This window comes from Bradyrhizobium sp. T-1 (assembly GCF_053592855.1).
The window spans coordinates 7,954,619-7,974,577 of sequence record NZ_CM132115.1; the positions used below are offsets into that span (position 1 = coordinate 7,954,619).

At 64.8% G+C, this 19,959-nt stretch carries 21 protein-coding genes, 1 tRNA gene, 1 pseudogene and 1 riboswitch; of the genes and pseudogenes, 8 read left to right on the top strand and 15 right to left on the bottom strand.

Going from position 1 to position 19,959, the window contains the following annotated elements; genetic code table 11:
- From ACWAT4_RS38010 to ACWAT4_RS38025, 4 genes are all read right to left on the bottom strand, one after another.
- Positions 1-513 (bottom strand): GNAT family N-acetyltransferase, encoded by a 513-nt coding sequence (locus tag ACWAT4_RS38010; protein ID WP_212424415.1) that lies wholly within the window; start codon positions 511-513, stop codon positions 1-3.
- Positions 513-1,094 (bottom strand): helix-turn-helix domain-containing protein, encoded by a 582-nt coding sequence (locus tag ACWAT4_RS38015; protein ID WP_212302826.1) that lies wholly within the window; start codon positions 1,092-1,094, stop codon positions 513-515. Before ACWAT4_RS38015 ends, ACWAT4_RS38010 begins: the two co-directional genes overlap by 1 nt.
- A 288-nt stretch (positions 1,095-1,382) precedes the next feature.
- Positions 1,383-1,829 carry a ribose 5-phosphate isomerase B gene (gene rpiB, locus ACWAT4_RS38020; protein WP_449729459.1) on the bottom strand — a complete coding sequence of 149 codons (447 nt, stop codon included), beginning with the start codon at positions 1,827-1,829 and terminating at the stop codon, positions 1,383-1,385.
- Positions 1,830-1,846: 17 nt separating this feature from the next.
- Positions 1,847-1,920: transfer RNA gene (locus ACWAT4_RS38025), tRNA-Gly, on the bottom strand.
- 175 nt (positions 1,921-2,095) lie between these two features.
- Here ACWAT4_RS38025 and ACWAT4_RS38030 point away from each other — a divergent pair.
- The 5 genes and pseudogenes from ACWAT4_RS38030 to ACWAT4_RS38050 all read left to right on the top strand — a co-directional run bounded on the left by ACWAT4_RS38030 (position 2,096) and on the right by ACWAT4_RS38050 (position 5,040).
- Positions 2,096-2,674 (top strand): annotated as a pseudogene (locus ACWAT4_RS38030) (methylated-DNA--[protein]-cysteine S-methyltransferase).
- A 9-nt stretch (positions 2,675-2,683) separates the two neighbouring features.
- On the top strand, positions 2,684-3,523 hold the full coding sequence (locus ACWAT4_RS38035) for a helix-turn-helix transcriptional regulator (RefSeq protein WP_212302830.1): 840 nt from the start codon (positions 2,684-2,686) through the stop codon (positions 3,521-3,523).
- 56 nt (positions 3,524-3,579) lie between these two features.
- Entirely contained in the window at positions 3,580-3,939 is a 360-nt protein-coding gene (locus tag ACWAT4_RS38040) for a VOC family protein (RefSeq protein WP_449729460.1), read from the top strand.
- Between the two features lie 125 nt (positions 3,940-4,064).
- Positions 4,065-4,466, top strand: coding sequence for an SRPBCC family protein (locus tag ACWAT4_RS38045; protein ID WP_212424410.1), 402 nt, complete (start codon positions 4,065-4,067; stop codon positions 4,464-4,466).
- Between the two features lie 100 nt (positions 4,467-4,566).
- Entirely contained in the window at positions 4,567-5,040 is a 474-nt protein-coding gene (locus tag ACWAT4_RS38050) for a hypothetical protein (protein WP_449729461.1), read from the top strand.
- On the opposite strand, the gene ACWAT4_RS38055 is transcribed toward ACWAT4_RS38050, so the two are convergent.
- From ACWAT4_RS38055 to ACWAT4_RS38070, 4 genes are all read right to left on the bottom strand, one after another.
- The gene (locus ACWAT4_RS38055) at positions 5,037-6,479 is read right to left on the bottom strand and encodes an MATE family efflux transporter (RefSeq protein ID WP_449729462.1); all 1,443 of its coding nucleotides are present in this window, start codon (positions 6,477-6,479) and stop codon (positions 5,037-5,039) included. The genes ACWAT4_RS38050 and ACWAT4_RS38055 overlap by 4 nt on opposite strands.
- Before the next feature lie 224 nt (positions 6,480-6,703).
- Complete coding sequence (locus tag ACWAT4_RS38060) at positions 6,704-7,756, bottom strand: hypothetical protein (protein ID WP_212302837.1); 1,053 nt, start codon at positions 7,754-7,756, stop codon at positions 6,704-6,706.
- 123 nt (positions 7,757-7,879) lie between these two features.
- Positions 7,880-8,290 (bottom strand): PAS domain-containing protein, encoded by a 411-nt coding sequence (locus ACWAT4_RS38065; RefSeq protein ID WP_212302839.1) that lies wholly within the window; start codon positions 8,288-8,290, stop codon positions 7,880-7,882.
- Positions 8,291-8,383: 93 nt separating this feature from the next.
- Positions 8,384-9,520, bottom strand: coding sequence for a 2'-deoxycytidine 5'-triphosphate deaminase (locus ACWAT4_RS38070; RefSeq protein ID WP_433995276.1), 1,137 nt, complete (start codon positions 9,518-9,520; stop codon positions 8,384-8,386).
- Positions 9,521-9,600: 80 nt separating this feature from the next.
- Positions 9,601-9,680: riboswitch (SAM riboswitch) on the top strand.
- A 74-nt stretch (positions 9,681-9,754) separates the two neighbouring features.
- Between ACWAT4_RS38070 and ACWAT4_RS38075 the strand changes: the two genes are divergently transcribed.
- Positions 9,755-10,942 carry an O-succinylhomoserine sulfhydrylase gene (locus ACWAT4_RS38075; protein WP_212302843.1) on the top strand — a complete coding sequence of 396 codons (1,188 nt, stop codon included), beginning with the start codon at positions 9,755-9,757 and terminating at the stop codon, positions 10,940-10,942.
- A gap of 68 nt (positions 10,943-11,010) precedes the next feature.
- Here the strand turns inward: ACWAT4_RS38075 and ACWAT4_RS38080 are convergent, their stop codons facing one another.
- Genes ACWAT4_RS38080 through ACWAT4_RS38090 form a run of 3 tightly spaced genes read right to left on the bottom strand, consistent with a single transcriptional unit; the run spans position 11,011 to position 14,081 of the window.
- A complete protein-coding gene (locus ACWAT4_RS38080; RefSeq protein ID WP_212302845.1) occupies positions 11,011-12,012 on the bottom strand; it encodes an SGNH/GDSL hydrolase family protein in 1,002 nt (333 codons plus the stop codon).
- Between the two features lie 12 nt (positions 12,013-12,024).
- Positions 12,025-12,795: an SGNH/GDSL hydrolase family protein gene (locus ACWAT4_RS38085; RefSeq protein WP_212302847.1), complete on the bottom strand. Its 771-nt coding sequence runs from the start codon at positions 12,793-12,795 to the stop codon at positions 12,025-12,027.
- Positions 12,795-14,081 (bottom strand): OpgC domain-containing protein, encoded by a 1,287-nt coding sequence (locus ACWAT4_RS38090; RefSeq protein ID WP_212302848.1) that lies wholly within the window; start codon positions 14,079-14,081, stop codon positions 12,795-12,797. Before ACWAT4_RS38090 ends, ACWAT4_RS38085 begins: the two co-directional genes overlap by 1 nt.
- 192 nt (positions 14,082-14,273) lie before the next feature.
- Between ACWAT4_RS38090 and apaG the strand changes: the two genes are divergently transcribed.
- Positions 14,274-14,666: a Co2+/Mg2+ efflux protein ApaG gene (gene apaG, locus ACWAT4_RS38095; protein WP_212302907.1), complete on the top strand. Its 393-nt coding sequence runs from the start codon at positions 14,274-14,276 to the stop codon at positions 14,664-14,666.
- A gap of 29 nt (positions 14,667-14,695) precedes the next feature.
- On the opposite strand, the gene ACWAT4_RS38100 is transcribed toward apaG, so the two are convergent.
- The 3 genes from ACWAT4_RS38100 to ACWAT4_RS38110 form a co-directional block, all read right to left on the bottom strand.
- Positions 14,696-15,703, bottom strand: coding sequence for an Hsp33 family molecular chaperone (locus ACWAT4_RS38100; protein WP_212447002.1), 1,008 nt, complete (start codon positions 15,701-15,703; stop codon positions 14,696-14,698).
- 245 nt (positions 15,704-15,948) lie between these two features.
- A complete protein-coding gene (gene argF, locus ACWAT4_RS38105; RefSeq protein ID WP_212302852.1) occupies positions 15,949-16,872 on the bottom strand; it encodes an ornithine carbamoyltransferase in 924 nt (307 codons plus the stop codon).
- Complete coding sequence (locus tag ACWAT4_RS38110; protein WP_449729463.1) at positions 16,872-18,074, bottom strand: aspartate aminotransferase family protein; 1,203 nt, start codon at positions 18,072-18,074, stop codon at positions 16,872-16,874. Before ACWAT4_RS38110 ends, argF begins: the two co-directional genes overlap by 1 nt.
- Before the next feature lie 457 nt (positions 18,075-18,531).
- On the opposite strand from ACWAT4_RS38110, the gene ACWAT4_RS38115 reads away from it, so the two are divergent.
- Positions 18,532-19,044 carry a GcrA family cell cycle regulator gene (locus tag ACWAT4_RS38115; protein WP_018644522.1) on the top strand — a complete coding sequence of 171 codons (513 nt, stop codon included), beginning with the start codon at positions 18,532-18,534 and terminating at the stop codon, positions 19,042-19,044.
- A gap of 196 nt (positions 19,045-19,240) precedes the next feature.
- On the opposite strand, the gene phoB is transcribed toward ACWAT4_RS38115, so the two are convergent.
- Entirely contained in the window at positions 19,241-19,948 is a 708-nt protein-coding gene (gene phoB, locus ACWAT4_RS38120; protein WP_212302856.1) for a phosphate regulon transcriptional regulator PhoB, read from the bottom strand.
- Between the last annotated feature and the right edge of the window lie 11 nt (positions 19,949-19,959).

The window sequence follows — 19,959 nt, forward strand, 5'->3', positions numbered from 1 at the left end:
TCAGGGCCTCACGTCACTCGCAAGCTGCTTCTGCATGAAGACGAGATCGAGCCAGCGGCCGAACTTGCAGCCGACCTCCGGCATGCGCGCGACCTCGGTAAAGCCGAACGAGGCGTGCAGGCCGATCGAGCCGGCATTGAGCGCCTCGATCCCGGCGATCATCGCATGCTTGTTCAGCGCCTTGGCGCGTTCGAGCAGCGCGGCCAGCAGGCTGCGGCCGATGCCGAGCCGATGATGCCGCTCATCGACATAGACCGAATTCTCCACCGTGTGGCGATAGCCGGGAAACGGGCGGAAATCGCCGAACGAGGCGAAGCCGACGACGTCCCTGCCCTTCATTGCGACCAGAACGGGATAGCCGGCCTCCTGCCGCGCGCGGATCCATTCGCGCCGCGAAGCGAGATCGGCCGGGCCGTCGGTCCACACTGCCGTGGTGTTGATCGCGGCATAATTGTAGATGGCGAGGATGTCCTCGGCATCTTCGAGCGTTGCGTCACGTACGATCAGCGACATCACATCTTCCCGTAAGAGGTGCCGCGCCGCGTGATGATGACGTAGCGGGCATCCTGTTTGGTTTCGTTCTCGAAGGTCACCGCGCGCATGACGTCGAAGTCGAGACAATCGCCCTCGCGCAGGCGCACCGTCTTGGCGTCGATATGCACGCAGACCGCTCCCTCCAGCATCAGGAGTTGTTGGGTGAAGGCGTTGCGACCCCAGGGGCTGTAGGGCACGCGCGACCCGGCCGGCAGGTCGACGACGATGATCTCGATGCCGCTCGCCGCATCGACCGGCGAGGCATGGCGGCGCCGGTAGCCGCTGTCGGGGTCGCGCCATTGCGGCTGGTCGGCAAGCCGCGTCAACCGCTCCGGCGGCTTCTCCGAGAGTGCGACGATGTCGCTGAGCGAGACATCGAGCGCGGCGCAGAGCTTGTTGAGCAGCGCCGCCGTGGCACTGCTCTGCGCCCGCTCCACCCGTCCGATCATGGCCCGGCTGACGCCGGAGCGGCTGGCGAGTTCGTTCAAGGTCATGCCGGCCTGCGTCCTCAGAATCTTCAATCGGCGACCGATCGCCCTGTCGAGTTTTTGCTGGTCCATGTTTGCTGGTCGATGGCCTCTGATCCGAACCTGCCCGACGCATGGACCGCATCCGCCGGACCGGAGGAGCTTAGGCCGGAGGAACGATGCGTGCCGGGAGCGAGGTGCTAATATATTGGAATCTTTGCACGGCTGTTAGCACCGTGAAGAATGCGCCAAACGACAATGCACCGGGAGGCGATGGCATGAGCGGACCGACGCAGCGGATCCTCACGACCACCGGCATCAGCCTCAATGTCGCTCCGCTATCGTTCGGCCCCGATTAGATCGTCGTGCTGGTCGGCCCTCTCAGGAGCCCAGCTTGTCGATCCGCTTCTGATGGCGGCCGCCTTCGAATGCCGTGCCCAGGAACGCTTCGACGCAGTCCTTTGCCACCGCTTCGCCGGTCATCCGTCCGCCCAACGCCAAGACGTTAGCGTCATTATGCTGGCGGCACAGCCGCGCGCCGGTGACATCGTGCACGAGCGCGCAACGGATGTGCGCATGACGGTTGGCGGCGATCGAAATGCCGATGCCCGACCCGCAGATCAGAATGCCGCGCCCGGCCTTGCCGTTTTTGATGGCGTCGGCCAGCTTGTCGGCGAAGTCGGGATAGTCGACGGACGCGGCGCCGTCAGTGCCCAGATCCAGCCATGCCAGATCGGGCAGCGCGGCTTTCAGGGCTTCCTTGAGGGCAAAGCCTCCGTGATCACAGGCAATGGCGACCAAACGCGTGCTCTCGTCCTTGTCGGCCATTTGGTGTCCCAGGAGGTTGGAGCGGGCGAAGGGAATCGAACCCTCGTATGCAGCTTGGGAAGCTGCCGTTCTACCATTGAACTACGCCCGCTTATGCGCGTGCTCCGCGCCTGTCCTGATTAGCCGAGACGGCGTCCGGCGCCAAGCGGTTTGGCGCGTCCGGCCGAACGGTTGTTAACGTCCTGGCAAGATTCCGGGTGCGCCGGATTGTGGCAGTGTTATGATCTGGGCTCTGGGGAGAGACCTGCACTGAGTGGGGCGTGTGTATGGTGGGGCGGGCTTACGCGGTTTTCGACACGGCTATAGGCCGTTGCGGCATCGTCTGGAGCAATTCCGGCGTGGTCGCCGTGTAATTGCCGGAGGCGCGGGAGATCGATACGCGCCGCCGGATTTTCCAAGTCCAGCCCGAGGCGCGCGAGCAGGCGCCGCCGCTCAACACCGAGCTGGCGATCGAGGGCATCGTCACCTTGCTGCAAGGCAGCGATCCTGATTTTTCCGACGTCAGCCTCGATGCCAGCGACGTACCTGCCTTCAACCGGCGGGTCTACGAATATGCCTGCACCATCCCGCGCGGGGAGACGCGCACCTATCACGAGATCGCCAAGGCGCTGGGCGCCTCCGGCGCCGCGCATTCGGTGGCGCAGGCGATCTGTCGAAATCCCTACATGATCATCGTGCCCTGCCACCGGGTGCTGGAGGCCGGCGGCTATCCCGACCGGATCTCGGCTTACGGCGGGATGATCTCAAAGCGACGTCTCTTGTCGCTCGAAGGCGTCCACCCGATCGCCAGCAAGACGCTGTTCGAGGTGCTCCTGCCCGTTGCCCCGCCGCGGTCACCTACCTAGATAGGTGGCATGGATGCGACCACGCTGCTGACGTCACGGACGATGACGGTGTCCGAGTTTCGCTGTGACGCGGGACCGGACGACAAACCATTTGCCGAGTGCCGCACCGGTCATTCCATTGCCTATGTTCGCGCGGGGAGCTTTGGCTGCCATTGCCGCGCCGGCTTCTTCGAGCTGGTGGCGGGCTCGCTGCTGGTCGGCGCGCCCGGCGACGAGTACACCTGCACGCATGAGCATGTCTGCGGCGACGTCTGCCTGTCGTTCTTCTTCAGCGAGGATCTGGTCGAGGCGCTCGGCGGACGGCGCGAGACGTGGCAAATCGGCGCGACGCCGCCGCTGCCCGAGCTGATGGTGCTGGGCGAGCTCGCCCAGACGGCAGCAGATGGCAACAGCGACCTCGGCCTCGACGAGGTCGGTCAGATCCTCGCCGGCCGTTTTGTCGATGTGGTCACGGGCAAGCCGCGCAAACGGGCCACGCCGACGGCGCGCGACCGCCGCCGCGCAGTCGAGGCGGCGCTGTGGATCGACGACAACTCGCAGGCCGAGATCGACTTCGAACAGGCCGCGCGCCTGGCGGATTTGAGTCCGTTCCATTTTCTGCGGCTGTTCTCCAACGTGCTCGGCGTCACCCCGCATCAATATCTGGTGCGTTCGCGGCTGCGCCACGCGGCGCGGCTGCTCACGGACGACGACATCGCGGTCACCGACATCGCCTATGACGTCGGCTTCGGCGACCTCTCCAACTTCGTCCGCACCTTCCACCGCGCCGCCGGCATGTCACCGACCAAGTTCCGGCAGGCATCGAAGGGGAAGCGCAAGATTCTCCAAGAGCAGCCCGCCCTCAACTGACTAGGGTCGTCTCCGGCGCGCGCCACCATACGGCGCGCTTTGCAATGGAGACGACCATGTATGACCACATCGGACTGCGCGTTGCCGACCTTGACGCCGCCATGCGTTTCTACACCGCGGTGCTGGCACCGCTCGGCTACGTCCTGTGCTCGAGCGGCGACGCTTATGCCGGCTTCGGGCCGAAGGGCGAGCCGGCACTCTGGCTGCACCTGAACAAGGGCCGCAAGGCCGACGGCGCACACATCGCATTTCGCGCCAAGGACCATGCTGCGGTGAAGGCGTTTCACAGCGAAGGCCTGAAGAGCGGCGGCCGTGACAATGGCGGAGCGGGGCCGCGCAAGGATTACAGCCCGACTTACTATGCGGCGTTTTTGATCGATCCTGATGGCAACAATGTCGAGGCGGTTTGTATGTGAGCTGCGACGACGCCCGCTGCACGCGCCGTCATTCCGGGATGGTGCGTAGCACCAAACCCGGAATCTCGAGATTCCGGGTTCGCGCTTCGCGCGCCCCGGAATGACTCCAGCAGAATGGAAACTCAATGGCCTCTATCCACAACGACGTTGCCCTCCCCGCCCCGGCCCGCGAGGTCTGGGATGCCGTGCGTGATTTCGGCGCGCTGCATCAGCGGCTCGTGCCGGGCTTTGTCACCGCTTGCCAGCTCGATGGCGACGCTCGCATCGTCACTTTCGCCAACGGCTCGGTGGCGCGCGAGGTGCTGATCGACTGCGACGATGCGCGGCGGCGGCTGGTCTATGCGATCAACAGCGAGCGGCTGAAGCATTACAGCGCCTCGGCGCAGGTGATTGCCGAGAGTGAGACGACATGCCGCCTGGTCTGGATCATCGACATGCTTCCGAACGAGCTTGCTGCCTACGTGCAGGAGCAGACCAAGGCCGCCGTGATCGCCATGCACAAGGCGTTTCCGCCGAAAGGTACGTGATCTTTCTCACAGAGCCCTGCTCTCATCGGCCGTACCCATGATCGCGTGCGTCCTGTTGGCCTCGCTCTCCCGGCGGCGCCACGCACGCGAGGAGCATGCCATGAGAGGTGCGGACAAGGTGATCTGCCAGGCAGCCGCCGTGCTGCTGCTGCTTTCAATTTCGGGCGCGCCGGCCAAGGCGCAGTTCCTCGGCGGCGGTGGTGCCGGCGGCGAGGACATGATGACCCAGATGGCGCCGATGCTGGAAATGATGAAGGCGAAGATGGGCAAGCGCCGCTTCGCCATGATGATGCAAACCATGGGCCCGATGATGAGCCGCATGATGGAGAATGGCGGCGGCGGACTCGGCGGCATAACGGGTGGCGGCGGCATGGCCGGCTTCGGCGCGCCCAATTACGGCGGCTATGCGCCGATGGGCGGCGGCACCATCCCGACCGGGATCGGCGGCATGGGCGGCGATATCATGAGCATGCTCGGCGGCGCCGGCGGCGGCGACATGATGGCGATGATCCCGCAATTGATGCGGCTCGCCAATGTCGGCGGCGGAGGCCATCGCCGCCACAGACATCGCTAGTCCACAACCGACAGGGCGGGGCGCACCGCCGGCTTGGCTTCACGCGGTCCCCAGCGGGTCAGCACCACGCTGGAGGATGAGAGCAGGCCGAGCACGACCATCGAGCTTGCGGCGAGCCAGAAGAAATTCTGCGCCGTAGCGTCATGCGTCGACAGCCACCAGCCGCAGGTCGCGATGTAGATCAGCCGCGCGGTCTGCGCCAGCACCGGCCCGATCACCTTGGCTGCCCCTTGCGACGAGAAGTACATCGTCGAGGCAAGGCCGATGAACGCGTAGAACGGCGCCACCGTCGACAGATATTGATGACTGGTTGCACGCACCGTGGCACTGTCCGTAAAGATGTTGACCCAGAGGTCGGGGAACAGCGCGACGAGGCAGGCCGGCGTACCTACGGCGACGAAGGCGCTCGCGCCTGCGGTCCAGGCGATGCGCCGCGCGCGGGAGATGCGACCGGCACCGACCGCCATACCGATCATCGGCACCGACGCGATGCCGAACGAGAACGCGATCGAGGTCAGCAAGAATTCGAGCCGCGCGCCGATACCGTAGCCGGCGAGGATCGCCGTGCCGAACTTCGCCAGCATGTGGGTGAAGATCGAGATCGTCAGCACCGATTGCAGTGGCGAGAAGCATGCGATGGCGCCGACCTTCAGGATGTCGAAGAACATCGCCCATTGGATACGCAAGCCTCGCAATTTTGGCACCACGCGCGCGCGGCCGGAAAACAGGTACCAGCCCATCACGCAGATGTTCATGGAGTAGGCGGTCAGCGCGCCGGCGGCGACCCCACGCATGCCGAGTTGCGGGAAGGGCCCGAGCCCGAGGCCGAGCATGCCGCCGAGCACGATCTGCCAGACCGCGGAGTTGAGGATCAAAAGCGACGGCAGCTTCATGTTGCCGGTGCCGCGCAGCACCCCGGCCATGGTGTTGAGCAGCCAGGGCAGCACGGCACCACCGAAAAACACCTGCGTGTAGGCGATCGCATGGGTCAGCACGTCGCCGCGGCCGCCGAGCATCGTGAGCACCTGGGGCCCGAAGATCAGCATGCCCAGCATGAACACGAGACCGAAGCTGATGCCGATCAGCAGCGCATGTGCAGCCAGTGTGCCGGCGCGCTCGCGATCGCCGGCCCCGAGCGCACGTGCGATGGCGGACGCCACGGCACCGCCCATGGCGCCGCCCGACATCGTCATGGTCAGGATCACTGTCGGAAACACCAGCGCCATCGCGGCCAGCGCTTCGACGCCGAGACGGCCGATATAGGAGGTCTCTGCGATCACCACGCAGGTGCCGGCCGACAGTGCGACCACATTCGGCCAGGCGAGCCCGAGCAGCGTGCGCAGGATCGGCCCGTCGGTCAGCGCGCTCCGCGCGGGGCGCCGAGAGGGCGGCAGCGGACGTTCCTGCTCATCGACCGGGATCTCGGCGATGTCCGTCATTTCGTCTCCGGCATAAGCGCCACTTGTGGCGCGGCAATGCTTAGGTGCGCTAATGAATTCACTCGCGCGAAAGGCGCGGTATGCACTTGTTAGCACGGCGGCGGCCGATTCCTCCTGCGTCGGGTGCAGGCGTGCCCTGCGGCAGCGCATTTCAGTAGGTGGAATTGGTTCTTCTCCCTCGCCCCGCTTGCGGGGCGAGGTGAAGCCCGCGGAAACACGGTCGTCTACCCAATCGTCCAGACCAGCGGCGGGTGGCCGCCTGCCGTCGGGCGCAAGTGCACATTGATATGCCGGCCGCATCCTGCCGCCAGTCCCTCGAGCAAACCTTCCAGCACCTTGGCGCAGGCGCGGTGATAATCGGCGACGTCATCCATCAGCTTCCAGCTCTGCTGGCGGATTTCGAAGCTGCCTTCGGATTGCGCGGTATCGGCCGCATCATCCTGCGCGGCGAACAGGGCGTTGAGGAAGGATGCGAACTCCTTCGCACCGCCGCGGCGCATTGCCAGCGGCTCCGCAATCTCATCGAAGAATTGCATGCCGATCAGCTTGCCGGTGATGTGCAGGAGATAGCCGGCATCTTCCGGCCCGAACAGCTGCACCATCACCGGCGCTGCCGTGCGAACATATTCCATCGCGTAGTTGCGATAGGCCTTTTCCAGCCGAGACTTCGGCCAGCTTGCGACGGGAAGCGCCGGTGCTCTCTTCGCGTCGAATAAAGGCGCGTCGAGATGGCGCGCATAGGCGAGACGCTGGTCCAGCTCCAGTGGATGGTCGTATTGGTGGTAGTAGCCTTCGAGCCCGTCCTGACCATCGACGCTCTGCTTGGTGCAGACGAAGCCCAGCCTGAGATCGCCGAGCGCGACACCGTTGTTGGCGTGCCAACCGCGCAGCATCGCGCGGCTGACCTCGCCCGGCACGCCGCAGATCGCCGGGCCTTTCCAGATCCAGCGCGGCGGCGGGTAGCGGATCCAGGCTTTGGTGTCGCTCTCATACATGTATTCGACGTGCACGCCGCCGATCCAGTTGGAGAGGTAGTGATATTGCGCGGCCGCTACCGCCGGCGGCAGATGATCAATCCCGAGCTTCTTGAGCCCCGGCAGGAAACGCTCCTGCTGCTGGCGGCGGAACACGCGGAAGACGAACTCGGCGGCCTCTGCCGTACCGCGCCGCGTGACCACCGTGAGGATGAGGCCGGTGAAGTAAGCGTGGTAGAGGTCGGCGACCACGCGCCAGCGTTTCCATTGCGCTTCCTGCGCGGCGTCTGCTGCGGCGGTCATGATCGCTCCCGATCGTTGTATTGATCGAGTGTGTCACTGCGGCAGGCAGCAGGCAACATGACGCGCCCGCAGAACGCCTTGCACGACAGCGCGCCAATTCCGCATCACGAAGTTTGCCTGGCCTTATTTTTGCGGAGCCTTGGCGGCGCGCTCGCGCTCAATGCGCTCGGTGACGTCGCGCGCCATGGCGACCGATCCCTGCACATTGCCGCCGGCATCACGCACCAGCGCGAAGGTCATTTCGATGTAGAGCTTGCGTCCACTCTTGTGCAGCGCGCGGGTCAGCGTCGGCCGGCCCGCAAGCTTCATCGCTCCGCTGGCAAGGGCGGCCTCAAAGCCCTTCCAGTGCGCGGCGCGCAGATGCTCCGGGATGATCAGATCGAGATTCTGGCCGAGCGCTTCGTCTGTCGCAAAACCGAACAGCGCGGTGGACGCACGATTCCAGCGCATGATCGTACCTGACCGATCCGAATAGATCAGCGCGTCGGCGACGTCGTCAAGGATGTTTGCGTCGAGCTGAGATTGATCGGTCATGGCACCACCTCGCATGTCGCCGGATTTTGCACATCCTGACACACATTCGGTGTCGTCGCCCGACTTGCCAGGGCATGACAGTGGAGTGTGCAGCTACACCCGGAAGTGCTTGCTCAGCTTCAGGCCCTGCGCCTGGTAGTTGGAACCGATACGCTGGCCGTACATCGCGTCGGGGCGCGCCAGCATCTTCTCGTAGACGAGACGGCCGACGATCTGGCCGTGCTCGAGGATGAACGGCACCTCGCGCGAGCGCACTTCCAGCACGGCGCGCGCGCCTTGCCCGCCCGCACCGGCATAGCCGAAGCCGGGATCGAAGAATCCGGCATAGTGCACGCGGAATTCGCCGACCAAGGGATCGAACGGCACCATCTCCGCGGCGTAATCCGGCGGGACCTGCACCGCCTCCTTGGAGGCGAGGATGTAGAACTCACCGGGATCGAGGATCAGGCTGCCGTCGGGACGCGCCGAGATCGGCTCCCAGAAATCTTCCACGGCATAGCCGGAGCGACGGTCGACATCGACCACGCCGGTGTGGCGCTTGGCGCGGTAGCCGACGAAGCCGGTGCCCTTCTCGCCGGAGAGATCGACGGAGACGGCGACGCCGCCGGTGAGATCGGCATCGTCGATGTCGACGAGACGCTCGGTGGCGTGGAGTGCATCGAGCGCATCGGCATTGAGGATGGCGTCACCGGTGCGGAAGCGCACCTGCGACAGGCGCGAGCCTTCGCGCACCAGGACTGGAAACGTCTTCGGGCTGATCTCGGCGTAAAGCGGGCCGTGATAACCGGCGCCGATCATGTCGAAGCGGCGGGTGCCGTCGGCGATCACGCGGGTGAAAACGTCGAGCCGGCCGGTCGAACTTTTCGGATTGGCTGCCGCGACGATCTCCGGCGGCAGCGCCAGGCTTTCCAGCAGCGGCACGATGTAGACGCAGTTGGTCTCCAGCACCGCGCCGTCGGCGAGACTGAACTCGTGCAGCTTCAACTGGTCGATGCGCTCGGCGACGGTGGCACCGGGGCCGGGCAGGAAGCTCGCGCGCACGCGATACGCGATGTCGCCGAGGCGGAGATCGAGGCTCGCCGGCTGGATCTGGCTTTCGACGAAATCGTATGCGGGCAGGATGAGGCCTGCTTCCGCCATCGCCGCGATCATGCGGTCGGGCAGGATACCATTGGCGTCGGCGGCAACCGTGAACGTCAACCGTGGGTCCTCATCAGGGGTCAAGTACATCCGGACTTGCGGGAAATACTAGTCTTTTACGGCTATCCGATGGACGCCTTGACGGAAAGGGCATTGCGGAATATGAGCATCACTTATCCCGTGGTGATTTGAGCCGGCCGGCTTGCAGCCACGTTAAATAAGTCGCTAAACAGGCCGGGGACCTCTGTGATCCCGGCCCGTGGAGATATCCAGGCCGGTTTTTTTGTGACCGTTTTCGACGAGACGGTCATCTCGGAGGGTCCTATGTCGAAGTCGCCTGCTACTTACCGTCCCGAAACCCGCCTGGTCCATTCCGGCACCCTGCGCTCGCAATATGGCGAGACGTCGGAGGCGCTGTTCCTGACCCAGGGCTACGTCTACAACAGCGCCGAGGAGTGCGAGGCGCGGTTCAAGGGCGAGGACCCCGGCTTCATCTATTCGCGCTACTCCAACCCCACGATCGCGATGTTCGAGCGCCGCATGATCGAGCTCGAAGGGGCAGAGGCCGCGCGCTCGGCCGCAACGGGCATGGCCGCCGTGACGACTGCGATCCTGGCGCCGCTCAAGGCTGGTGACCACGTCGTGGCCTCGCGGGCGCTGTTCGGCTCGTGTCTCTATGTCATTCAGGACCTGCTGCCGCGCTACGGCATCGAGACCACGCTGGTCGACGGCGCCAATCTCGATGAATGGCAGCGTGCGCTGAAGCCCAACACCAAGACGTTCTTCCTGGAGAGCCCGACCAATCCGACGCTCGACGTGCTCGACATTCCCGGCATTGCCGAGATCGCCCACAGCGGCGGCGCGCGGCTCGTCGTCGACAACGTGTTCGCGACGCCGATCTGGCAAAGCCCGCTCGCGTTAGGGGCCGACGTCGTCGTCTACTCCGCGACCAAGCACATCGACGGCCAGGGCCGCTGTCTCGGCGGCATCATCCTGTCCTCGGAAGCCTTCATCGCCGAGCACATTCACAATTTCATGCGCCAGACCGGCCCGTCGATCTCGCCGTTCAACGCCTGGGTCCTGCTCAAGGGCCTGGAAACGCTCGGCGTGCGCGTACGCGCGCAGACCGACACTGCGGCGCGCATCGCCGACGTGCTGGCGAGCCATCCGAAGATTGCGCGGCTGGTCTATCCCGGACGCGAGGATCATCCGCAGGCGGCGCTGGTCAAGAAGCAGATGCGCGGCGGCTCGACCCTGGTTGGCTTCGAGGTCAAGGGCGGCAAGGCCGCGGCGTTCCGCGTGCTCAACGAGCTGAAGCTTGCCAAGATCTCGAACAATCTCGGCGATGCCAAGAGCCTGGTGACACATCCGGCGACCACGACGCATCAGCGGCTGAAGCCGGAAGTGCGCGCCGAACTCGGCATTGGCGAAGGATTCATCCGCTACTCGGCCGGGCTCGAGCACGCGGATGATCTGATCGAGGATCTGACGGCGGCGCTGGAGAAGGCGTAACGGGGTGAATAGCGAGTGGCGAATGGATCGATCCCCATTCGCTACCCGCCACTCCCTACTCGCTTCCCTTACATCGGCCGGTACGTCCGCACGTCCGCCGGCACGTTCACCCCTAGCTTGATCTGCCCCACCGAGCGGATGATGTCGTCGCCGAGCAACTGGGCGAAGCAGGCATAGCCCCAATCGTTCATGTGCAGGCCGTCGGCGATGACGAAGCTCTCGACCGGCAGCGCCTGCTTCTCGTGCCACTCGCGCATCACCTCGAAGCGCGGAAAGATGCCGACGTGACGGAGCTCGGCGACCTTGCCGAGCAGCTTCACCATCTTGCCCGCACTTTCGGGACGCTCGGTGACGCGCGGCGAATATTGCGGGTCGACCAGCACGACGTCGGCATCGCCGGCCGTCTGGATGCGGGTGACGCCGTCCTCGACCATCTTGGCGGTATCGCCGGGATCGAGGTTGCGCAGCACGGCGTTGGTGCCGACCTGCCAGATCACGAGATCCGGATGCACATCGATCACCTCCTTCTGGAGGCGCGTCATCATCTCGGGCGCGTCCTCGCCACCGACGCCGGCATTGATGACGGTGATGTCGGCGGTCGGGTATTGCCGGCGCAACTGCGCGGCGAGACGGTTCGGATAATTGAAATCGGGCGAGCTCGCACCGTAACCCGCGGTCGACGACGAGCCGAACGCGACGATCACGACAGGCTTGCCGGCGACGAGCTTGTTCGCGACATGCGGCAGCGAGCCCATGGTCTTCGAGACGCCCTTCGGCGACAGGCAAGGCACGCGGCTGAAAATGTCGCCGGCGGATTTCGCGACCTGCTTCACCTTGTCGATGGCGCGCGAGGTGAGACCGCGCTGGTCGGTGGTCGACTGGCCGGTCGCGGCCACGGTCGTCTGGGACGGTGATGCCGGTGCGGGATTAGCGGATTGCTGCGGAGCAGGCGTCGCCTGCGCGGCTTGAGCGCGAGCGGGGACCTGCAGCATGGGCGTCAGCACCAGCAGCACCGCCGCTGCGGGCGCGACCAGCCGTGTCGACAGGCCAAAAGGGCGGAGAGAACTCATTAACGCTAGACCTCAATTTTGCTGCTCGGCCGGCCCCAGATGGGCTGCGTCGATCACGAACTGTGCCAACGCCCGGCCGATGCAATCATGGACCTGCTTCGCCAGCTCGGGGCCCCGGGATGGGCTGAACAGGTCGAACTGACCCTGATCATTCCACTGCCGCATCATCGCGAAACGGTCGAACAGCGGGATATCATGCTCCTGTGCCACCACCCGCATGTTATCGAGATAAGGCGGTGCCGAGATCATGGTTTCGGTACGGGGGCTGTACTGCAAATTCATCAAGACGACGTCAGCCCCTGCATTTTGCAACGCAGCGACACCTTCGGTCACGGCGCCGCGGAAATCGTCGGGATCGACGGAGCGGATAGCATCCACGGTCCCGGTCTGCCAGATGACCAAAGTAGGTGCTTTTGCTTCCATCAGCTTAACGAAGGTCCCGGCAGCTTCCTCCGCCGTTTTCTTGCTCTGTATTTCTACGGATACGTGCACAGTCTCCGCAGGCGGCAGCTTGTCCTTCAAGACGGCCTGCATCCGCGCCGGATAGGAGCTGTCCTCTTGGGCCGGAATGGTGGTGGAGCGGCTGCCGATCACCAGGATCTCGAGCGGTTTGCCCGATTTGACGGTGTCGGCGACCTTGTGGAGCTGGCTGTCGGTGGCGAGCAGATAGGGCGGCAATTCGCAGGCTGCGGGCGCAGCAGGCACGGCATCGCCCGCGCGCGCCGAAGGCGCAGCGAGACCACCGCACAGCAGGATCAGGCTCAGGAGAACCTTAGCCTTCATCAGCCCCCTCCCGCCAGATCGGCGTTGCCGACGGCGGCTTTGTTTTTCGTACCGCTCTTGTCGGCCACGCGCTTGTACCACGAAATCACCCAGGCCATCGCCCACATGATCAGGATTCCGGAGAGACTAATCAGCGCATGCATGGCCGGTCCACCGGAGACTTCGGCCAGGATGAAGTGGCCGGCAAAGGCCAGGAAGACGCCGAGGCAGAAGATCTCCAGCGAATGCTGGCCGCACACGATCAGCGGCCGCAGCCACGGCGACTTCAGCCCCGGCCAGTCCCGCGGCAGGAAGCGAACGGTGAGCGCCGACAGCGCCAGGAAATGCGTGAAGCGCAGCACGTCGAGGTCGGTCTTGTCGATCGGATACATCCACTGTTCAAGCCGCTTCGGCATGAAGTGCGAGAGCTGCGGCAGGTACCAGGTCAGCGTCACGTAGAACGCCGCGACGAGATAGGCGATCGAGATCCACATCGTTATGGGGGAAGCCAGGATGCGCGACATGCGTCGCGCACCTCCGAGCGCACACCAGGCTCCGAACACGAAAAGCAATTGCCAGGCCAGCGGATTGAACGCCCAGAAGCCGTTCGGATAGGCCGAGAAATAGAGGTCGAATTCCCAGGTCGCCGCATAAAGCAGGGCCGAGAGCGCAAGCGTCACGTCGGGCCGCCACTTCATCGACCACAGGATCAGCGGCAGCGCCAGCATCAAGACGATGTACAGCGGCAGCACGTCCATGTTGACGGGACGGAAGCGCAAGAGCAGCGCCTGCACGATGGTGACGTCGGGCTGCTTGAGGAAATCCATGATGCCCATCTCTTCGGTATAGAGCGGGTTCTCGAAGCTGGTCGCGACGTAGGAGATCTCGGCGAGGAAGATCGTGAACAGGAAGACGTGGGCGACATAGATCTGCCAGACACGGCGCAGGATGCGCGCGGTGGCGATGAGGAAGCCGTTTTCCAGCATGGCGCGGCCGTAGACGAAGGCAGCGGTGTAGCCGGAGATGAAGATGAAGATCTCGGTGGCGTCGCTGAAGCCGTAATTGCGGATCGTGAACCAGGTCAGCAAATTCGGCGGCAGATGATCGATGAAGATCAGCCACAGCGCGAGGCCCCGGAACAGGTCGAGCCTGAGCTCGCGCTCGCCGATGGCGGGCAGCGTGATGGCCGGCGCGGCAATGCGCGGCTTTGCATCCACGGGCTTGGCATCCACGGGCTTGGCACCCACAGGCGTGGCCCCCGCGGTTCCCGCGATCGTCGATCCCGTCACTTGATCGGCAATGGTCATCGGGGCCCAAAAACCCTTCCGCAAATCGCGACGCTTAAAGGAGTGTACCGGTCCCGTCGCCGCCTCGCAAAGCGGCGGGATCACATACGGGTGTTCTCGGGGTGTACTTCCCCGTCAATTCTGGCGGGACGATGTCGCCAAAGCGGACTTCGGCGTTTGGTTCCCGGCCAGGATTTCGTTATGATGGCAATCATGTACCGCGCCGTGACCCGCCAGATCGAAGTGACCGTCGAGCCGAACTTTGTTCCGGAGCAGTCGTCGGCCGACCGCTCGCGCTATTTCTGGTCCTACACCATCGTCATCACCAATTCCGGCGACGAGACGGTGCAGCTCAAGACGCGGCACTGGATCATCACCGACGCCTCCGGCCGCCAGCAGGAGGTCAAGGGCGAAGGCGTGGTCGGCGAGCAGCCGACGCTCGCCCCCGGCGAGCGCTTCGAATATACCTCCGGCGTCCCGCTCTCGACCGCGTCCGGCTTCATGACCGGCCGCTACCAGATGGTCAGCGAAAGCGGCGAACGCTTCGAGATCGACGTGCCGACGTTCTCGCTGGACAGCCCGGACAACAAGCGGGTGTTGAATTAGCGAGGTGCCGTACGAACCTACCTACCGCGCTACGCGTCCTCGACGCCCGCTTCGTCCGGCGTGAACGCGTACACCGAGGAGCAGAATTCGCAGGTCACGACGACCTTGTCGTCCTTGACCATGGCACTCCGATCATCCGGCGAAAAGCTCCTCAGCATGGAGGCGACCGCGTCGCGCGAGCAGGAGCATTGCGCCTTCAGGACCAGCGGATTGAACACGCGCACGCCGCGCTCGTGGAAGAGGCGATAGAGCAGCCGTTCGCCGGAGAGATCGGGATCGATCAGTTCGACGTCCTCGACGGTTTCGATCAGCGAGCGCGCCTCGACCCAGGCATCGTCCTCGGCGATGCTGTGCACCTCGGCGCCATCAGGCGCGTCGCCGGGGTGTAAGTCGGCCTGCCGTGCGCGCTCCGGCGCCTTCGGCAAGAACTGCATCAGCATGCCACCGGCGCGCCAGCGATGCTTGCCACCGTCGCTACTGCGCCACTCCTCGCCGACCGCGAGCCGCACGCGCGTCGGGATCTGCTCGGAGCGCAGGAAATATTCGTGGGCGGCATCTTCCAGGCTGCCGCCGTCGAGCGCGACCAGGCCCTGGTAGCGGCTCATGTCCGGCCCCTGGTCGATGGTCATGGCGAGATGGCCACGGCCGAGCAATGCGCCGGAGTCCCTGGCGTCGCCGAGGCGCTCGGCGTCGAAGCGCGCATAGGCGCGCAGGCGATCCGGCGCCTGATAGTCCACCACCAGGAACGACACCGGGCCGTCGGTCTGGGCTTGCAGGATGAAGCGGCCCTCGAATTTCAGCGCCGAACCGAGCAGCGTCGTCAGCACGATGGCCTCGCCGAGCAGCTTGCCGACCGGCGCAGGATAATCATGCTTGGTCAGGATGTCGTCGAGCGCAGGACCAAGCCGCACCAGGCGGCCGCGCACATCGAGCGCATCGACCTCGTAGGGCAGCACAGCGTCATCGATCGGAACCGCGGATGGTGCGCGAACCGGGCCTTCAGGCCCGGTTTTCATGTCAGGGGATTGGGAAACCATGGCGCTTTATCTGGGGTCGGAGGGTGGAAATGGAAGAGGCACAGGGGCCTCAAACTCAGCGTCGTCCCGGGGCGCGCGAAGCGCGAACCCGGGATCCATAACCACAGGATCAGGCTGTTGTCGGCGATGACAACTCATCGCCAAACGAGGTCCTGTGATTACGGGTCCCTGATCTGCGCTTACCCTTGTCCGGGACGACAGCGGAGGATGGGGTCGCCGTACAGCCACCCCGCTCCACCGCAGCGTTACTTCACCGCGTCAAAGCACCAGGCCAAAATGCCCTTCTGCGCGTGCAGGCGGTTTTCAGCCTCGTCGAACACGACCGATTGCGGGCCGTCGATCACCTCGTCGGTGACCTCCTCGCCGCGATGGGCGGGCAGGCAGTGCATGAACAGCGCGTCGGGCTTGGCCAGCGACATCAGCTTGGCATTGACCTGATAGGGCTTGAGCACGTTGTGGCGATGCTCGCCTTCCTTGTCGCCCATCGACACCCAAGTGTCGGTGACGACGCAATCGGCGCCCCTGACGGCGGCCTCGGGATCGGTGCCGATCACGATCGGCGCGCCGGTGGCCTTGATGAAGTCGCGCATGACTTTCTTCGGCGCCAGCTCCGGCGGGGTCGCGACATTGAGCTTGAACTTGAAACGCTCGGCGGCATGGGCCCAGGACGCCAGCACGTTGTTGTCGTCGCCGGTCCAGGCCACGGTCCGACCTTCGATCGGCCCGCGATGCTCCTCGAAGGTCATGAGATCGGCCATCACCTGGCAGGGATGCGAGCGCCGCGTCAGGCCGTTGATGACGGGCACGGTCGCATTCGCCGCGAGCTCCAGCAGCGCCTCGTGATTGAGGATGCGGATCATGATGGCGTCGACATAGCGCGACAACACGCGCGCGGTGTCGGCAATGGTCTCGCCGCGGCCGAGCTGCATCTCGGCACCGGTGAGCATGATGGGCTCGCCGCCGAGCTGGCGCATGGCGACATCGAACGAGACGCGCGTGCGGGTCGACGGACGCTCGAAGATCATCGCCAGCGTCTTGCCTTCGAGCGGCCTCACCGGCTGATGCGCCTTCTGCTTCGCCTTCATGGCGGAGGAGGCCGCGAGCATGCTCTTGAGCTCCGACAACGGCAGCTCGTTGATATCCAGGAAGTGCTTTGGAGCCTTGCTCATCAGCTTGCCGCCCGCTTGTTGCCGGACAACGCAGCGCAGGCGCGTTCGAGCCGGCCGATGCTGTCCTCGATCTCGGCTTCGGTGACGATCAAGGGCGGCAGCAAGCGCACCACATTGTCGCCGGCGCCGACCGTGAGCAATTTTTCGTTGCGGAGCGCTGCGACCAGGTCGCCCGAGGGCACGACGGCCTTGATGCCGATCAGCAGGCCCTCGCCGCGCACTTCGCTGACGATATCGGGATGACGATCGATCACGGAGGCGAGCTTCTGCTTCAAGAGCAGCGACATCTTCTGCACGTGGTCGAAGAAGCCGGGCTTGAGCATGACGTCGAGCACGGCATTCGCAGCCGAGATCGCCAGCGGATTGCCGCCGAAGGTCGAGCCATGCGAGCCGGGCCCCATGCCGGAGGCCGCGTCCGCGGTCGCCAGCACCGCGCCGATCGGGAAGCCGCCGCCGAGCGCTTTCGCCAGCGACATCACGTCGGGCGTGACGCCGGTGCGGCGATGGGCGAAGAGATCGCCGGTGCGGCCCATGCCGGTCTGCACCTCGTCGAACGCAAGCAGCAGGCCCTTTTCGTCGCAGAGCTGGCGCAGCGCCTTGAGGAACGACGGCGTCGACGAGCGCACCCCGCCCTCGCCCTGGATCGGCTCGATCAGGATACCCGCAGTGTGGGGATCGATCGCCTTCTTCACGGCCTCGAGGTCGCCATGCGGCACCTGGTCGAAGCCGTCCATCGGCGGACCGAACCCTTCGAGATATTTTGCAGAGCCGGTCGCGGCGAGCGTCGCCAGCGTGCGGCCATGGAAGGCGCCCTCAAACGTGATGATGCGGTAGCGCTCCGGATGCCCCTTGGAGAAATGGTGATGGCGGACCAGCTTGATCACGCCTTCCAGCGCTTCGGCGCCGGAATTGCAGAAGAACACGAAGTCCGCAAAGCTCTCGTTGCAGAGACGGTTCGCAAGCTTCTCGCCGTCCGGGCTCTGGAACAGGTTCGACATGTGCCAGAGCTTGGTCGCCTGCTCCTGCAACGCCTTGACCAGCGCGGGATGGGCGTGGCCGAGCGCATTCACTGCCACGCCCGAGGTGAAATCGAGATAGCGATCGCCGTTGGTTGCGATCAACCAGACGCCTTCACCGCGCTCAAAACCGATGTCGGCCCTGGCGAAAACGGGGAGCAAATGCGGCGCTGCGCTGCTAGTCATGACGATCACTTGATGTTGCGGACGGTGTAACGCGTGCTTTGCGCAACGCACCATTGACCGGCCCGGAAAACGAAACGTGCCGCCTTTTAAGGGCGGCACGCGCGACTATCTTAGGCCTGGTGAAACGGGTGTCAATGCCGCCCGGAAAGCCTCGCGAAACGCTGAATCCGTAGTCTTGCGGTGGCGATTTTGCGGGATTTTCACCACGGAACATGTGGAAGCGAGTCGGCGGACTCTTGCGCGTGAGTCACGCCATATTGTAGCGTTTGGCTTGTCAGATACGACATCTCGTGCAGCGGTTCTGATCCCAAGAGTCCTCATGTACCGGCGTAAACGTTCGGGCGTTCTAGTCACGCCCGGCGAGCCTTAAGGGATTCTGGCGGCACGGGTTTTTCGAGGCTTAGGCATTCGTTGTGCCGCCCCAGGATGGCAGGCGCGCGGCGAAGGAAAGGTTACAATGACGGTTTTGACCTGGTCGGACGATCGCGTCGAGCAGTTGAAAAAGCTCTGGGAGGCCGGACTTTCGGCTAGCCAGATCGCCGCTGAGCTTGGGAATGTCACCCGCAATGCCGTGATCGGCAAGGTGCACAGGCTCGGCCTGTCCGGCCGCGCCAAGAGCCCGTCTTCGGCAGCTCCGCGGCCGCGCAAGGCGCGTCCCGCGCAGCACATGATGCGGGTGAGCAGGCCCATCGCGCGCGGCAACACCGCATTGGCGCAGGCCTTCGAGGTCGAGGTCGAGGCCGAGCCGGTTACCTACGACAACGTAGTGCCGATGAGCCAGCGGCTGTCGCTGCTCGAATTGAACGAGGCAACCTGCCATTGGCCGGTCGGCGATCCCTCGAGCCCGGATTTCTTCTTCTGCGGCGGCAAGGCACTCTCCGGCCTGCCCTATTGCGCTCAACACTCGCGGGTGGCGTATCAGCCGGCAGCCGACCGGCGTCGCGCACCGGCGAAGCCCGGCACGCGCTGAGCTACCAATTCTATTGATTGCCAAGACGGCGGCCGTGACACGATGACGGCGCCAATTATTCGGTGTCATCCCAGCGAAGGCGGGAATCCATAGCTACCACTCCCCGTGGTTATGGGTCCCGGGCTCGCGCTGCGCGCACCCCGGGACGACAGCTGAGAATGTGGCCGCAGCTCACTAAACCAGTCGCCCGCAAACCCTATGTCTGCTCCGCCTTCGCGAACCGATCATCGAGCGCGTAGCCGGCACCGCGGACGGTGCGGATCGGGTCCTGCTCACGACCGAGATTGAGCAGCTTGCGCAGGCGGCCGATATGTACGTCGACGGTGCGCTCGTCGATATAGATGTCGCGGCCCCAGACGCTGTCGAGCAGCTGCTCGCGCGAGAACACCCGGCCGGGATGCTCCAGGAAGAACTCCAGCAGGCGGTATTCGGTAGGCCCGAGATCGATCGGCCGGCCCGAGCGTGCCACGCGGCGCTTTTCGCGGTCGAGCTCGATGTCGCCGAAGGCGAGGATGGTCGCGAGCCGCTCAGGGCTTGCGCGCCGCAGCAGGCCCTTCACGCGCGCGAGCAGCTCGGGCACCGAGAACGGCTTGACGATGTAATCGTCGGCGCCGGTCGCCAGGCCCCGCACCCGCTCGCTCTCCTCGCCGCGCGCGGTGAGCATGATGATCGGCAGCTGCTTGGTGTCGGATCGCGTCCGCAGCCGGCGGCACAGCTCGATGCCCGACAGCCCCGGCAGCATCCAGTCGAGCACGATCAGATCAGGAATGTGCTCCTTGAGACGGGTGTCGGCATCGTCGCCGCGCATCACCGTCTCGACGTCATAGCCGTCGCCTTCGAGGTTGTAGCGGAGAAGCTCGGTCAGAGCTTCCTCGTCCTCAACCACCATAATGCGTGCGCCCATGGGGTCGTCGC